At 74.8% G+C, this 3,148-nt stretch carries 4 protein-coding genes; 1 reads left to right on the plus strand and 3 read right to left on the minus strand.

Going from position 1 to position 3,148, the window contains the following annotated elements; all coding sequences use genetic code 11:
- From EF903_RS30865 to EF903_RS30875, 3 genes are all read right to left on the minus strand, one after another.
- The coding region (locus EF903_RS30865) for a serine/threonine-protein kinase (RefSeq protein ID WP_148142619.1) at positions 1-922 on the minus strand (922 nt) is incomplete at its 3' end.
- Between the two features lie 142 nt (positions 923-1,064).
- Complete coding sequence (locus EF903_RS30870) at positions 1,065-1,556, minus strand: NUDIX domain-containing protein (RefSeq protein WP_125548284.1); 492 nt, start codon at positions 1,554-1,556, stop codon at positions 1,065-1,067.
- Between the two features lie 60 nt (positions 1,557-1,616).
- Positions 1,617-2,666, minus strand: a complete 1,050-nt coding sequence (locus EF903_RS30875) for a cation diffusion facilitator family transporter (protein ID WP_125548285.1) — start codon at positions 2,664-2,666, stop codon at positions 1,617-1,619.
- A 151-nt stretch (positions 2,667-2,817) separates the two neighbouring features.
- On the opposite strand from EF903_RS30875, the gene EF903_RS30880 reads away from it, so the two are divergent.
- Positions 2,818-3,148: FHA domain-containing protein (locus EF903_RS30880; protein ID WP_148142620.1), on the plus strand; the 331-nt coding region annotated here is incomplete at its 3' end.

Genomic DNA, 3,148 nt, shown 5'->3' on the forward strand with positions numbered 1-3,148 from the left:
GCCCCAGCGAGGTCGTCGCGACCGCCGTCGTCCCCGACGCCGCACCCCCCGAGGACGGGAACAGCAGCGGCAGCAGCGCGGCCGCCGCCGCGAGCCTGCGCTGCCCGCGCTCCTCCCAGTCGGGCCCGTACGCGGCGAGCGCCAGCTGCTCCAGCTCCGCGACGAACTCCTCGGCGTCCCCCGGGCGCTGCTCCGGCGCCTTCGCCATGCCGCGGCGGATCAGCGGCCGGACCGTCTCCGGCGCCTCGTCCTCCGGTACGGGCGCCTCCACGTGCTGGACGGCGAGCTCCGCGAAGTTCTGCCCGGGGAACGGCTTGCGGCCGGTCAGGCATTCGAAGAACGTGGCCGTCGCCGCGTACACGTCGGCCGCGGGCGAGGCCGGCCGCCCCTGCCACTGCTCGGGCGCCATGTAGGCGGGCGTCCCCGCGACTCCGGGGGTCGTGCCGCGGCGCGCCGCGATCCCGAAGTCGACGAGCTTGGAGGAGCCGTCGGCCGCCACCAGGACGTTCTCCGGCTTGTAGTCGCGGTGGACGACGCCCGTCCGGTGCGCCGCCGCCAGGCCGAGCAGCGAGCCCTTCAGCACGGCCAGCGCCGCCTCGGGCCCGGTCCGCCCCGACTCCCGCAGCACGGCCCGCAGGGAGATCCCGTCGACGAGCTCCATCGCGATCGCGGCGCCGCCCGGCGCCTCCACGTACTCGTACAGCCGCACCACGTACGGGGATTCCAGGCCGCCCAGGAGCCGCGCCTCGGCCCGGAACTCCGCGAGGAACGCCGGGTCCTCGCGGAGCCGCTCGCCGAGGTACTTCACCGCGACGGGCGTACCGGTCGCCCCGTGCACGGCGAGGACCACGCGGCCGCCGCCGCCGGCGCCGAGCTCCCGGACGTGCGTGTAGCCGGGCACCGTCCAGCCGTACGTCGTCATCGTCTGCCCCCGTCCATGGCGCCGCCGCGGCCCCGGTCCGGACGTGTAGCCGGTCGGCCACCCCCAGTGACACGGTTTCCGCCCGCGGCGGTTCCCAACCCGCCCCGGGGGGCCGCGGCCGGCTCCCCGGGCCGGGCGGCGCTCAGCCCGCCAGCAGCTCCACCAGCCGGTCGACGAAGGCGACCTGTGAGGCGATCAGCTTCGCCTTGGCCTCCTGCGGGGTGAACCAGGCCACCCTGTCCAGCTCCGGGAACTCCTGCGTCCGCCCCGAGCGGGGCGGCCACTCCATCAGGAAGGTGCCGGGAACCATCAGCGCCGGGTCGAGGTCGGCGCGGACCGCCCAGATCACCACCTGCTTGCCGCTCGGCATCCGGGCCTCGCCCAGCGGCAGGTACGGGCCTTCCGGCGGGGGCAGGCCGATCTCCTCGGTGAACTCCCGCCGGGCCGCGTCGAGGGGCGCCTCGTCCGGCTCGTACTCCCCCTTGGGGATGGCCCACCCGCCGGCGTCGCGCCGCTCCCACAGCGGGCCGCCCATGTGGCCGAGCAGCACCTCGACCGGCGGGGCGGCCCCGGAACCGGGCACCGCCCCCGTCTCGCGGAAGAGGAGGAGCCCCGCACTGCGCTTCGTCGTCATGGCCGCATGTATGCCCGGCGCGCGCGCCGGCAGTCCCGGCCGGCGGCGCGCCGAGGCGGCTCAGTGGTCGTGCGGGCCCTGGCGGTGGACCGGCCCGTGGGCCTCGGCGCAGTGCGGGTCGGCCGCGGCGTCCGCCGCCCGGCCGACGGTGAGCAGCGCCTCCTGGGCGTGGTCCACCTGGAGCGTGGTGTGGGTGATGCCGTACTCCTTCGACAGCAGCCGCTCCAGGTCCCGCCGGACCGCGTGGCAGTCACCCGCCGGCTCGACCAGCACGTGGGCCGACAGGGCGGCCTGGCCGGAGGTGATCGTCCAGATGTGCAGGTCGTGGACCTCCGTCACCGGCGGGTGCCCGGCCAGCCGGTCGCCGACCGCATCGGGGTCCAGGTGCGCGGGGGCCGCCTCCAGGAAGATCCGGCCGGATTCGCGGACCAGCCCGTAGCCCGCCTTGACCATCAGCGCCACCACGACGAGCGTGGCGATCGCGTCGGCCTGCCGGAAGCCCGTGGTCAGGACGACGAGTCCGGCGACGGCGGTGCCGATGAAGGCGAACAGGTCGTTCAGGACGTGCTGGTAGGCGCCTTCGACGGCCAGCGAGGAGCGGTTCGCCCGGGAGATGCACCAGGCCGCGGCGATGTTGACGAGGATGCCGGCGAGCGCCGTGACGAGCACCAGGCCGCCCGCGACCGGCGGCGGGTCGATCAGCCGCTCGACCGCCTCGTACGCCAGCCAGACGGCCAGCAGCAGCAGGGTCAGGCCGTTGGCCTGGGCGGAGAGTATCTCCGCGCGCTTGAGCCCGTACGTGAACCCGCCGCGCGCCGGGCGGGCCGCGAGCCGCATCGCGATGAGGGCGAGGACGATGGAGACGGCGTCGGTCAGCATGTGCGCCGCGTCGGAGATCAGGGCGAGCGAGCGGGCGATGACGCCGATGACCACCTCGACCGCCATGAAGGTGCCGATCAGGGCCAGTGCGGCGGCCAGCCACCGCCGGTCCGCGTCCGCGGACACCCCGTGGGAGTGCCCGCCGGGGCCGTGCCCGTGGCCGTCGTGGCCGTGGCCGCGGCCCTGGTCGTGCGTGTGTGCGGCGTCGTGCATGTGGTCGTGCACGCTCATGGCGTCCCCCGTCCGGTCGGTTCCGACGCGTGAAGTGAAGCGCACTGTGAAGCAATGGGCAAAGGCTGCAACGGGGACCGTTGTCATTACGGTTAACACCCCTCTGACCTGCGGTTATGCCCCGTCGGAAGGATCGTGGGAAAATCTGGTCATGGCCCAGCCCTCAGGTGTGCCGTCAGCCGCGCCCGAGCTAGTCCTGGAAACCGACGCGGGCTCCACCCCGATGAGCCCGAGCCGGTCCTACCACGTCGGCCGCGACCCCCTCTGCGAGATCTGCCTCGACGACGCCCGCGTCTCCTGGCACCATGCCGTGTTGCGCCCCGAAGGCGACCACTGGACCGTCCAGGACGAGGACAGCACCAACGGCACCTGGGCCGACGGCCACCGCGTCCGCGAGTGGAGCGTCGGACCCGGCAGCGAACTCCGCTTCGGCAGCGCCACCGACGGCCCGCGCGCCCTCCTCCTCGACCGCGGGCCGTCGG

Origin of the sequence: Streptomyces sp. WAC05292 (assembly GCF_003949955.1) — a bacterium.
Classification (GTDB): domain Bacteria; phylum Actinomycetota; class Actinomycetes; order Streptomycetales; family Streptomycetaceae; genus Streptomyces; species Streptomyces globosus.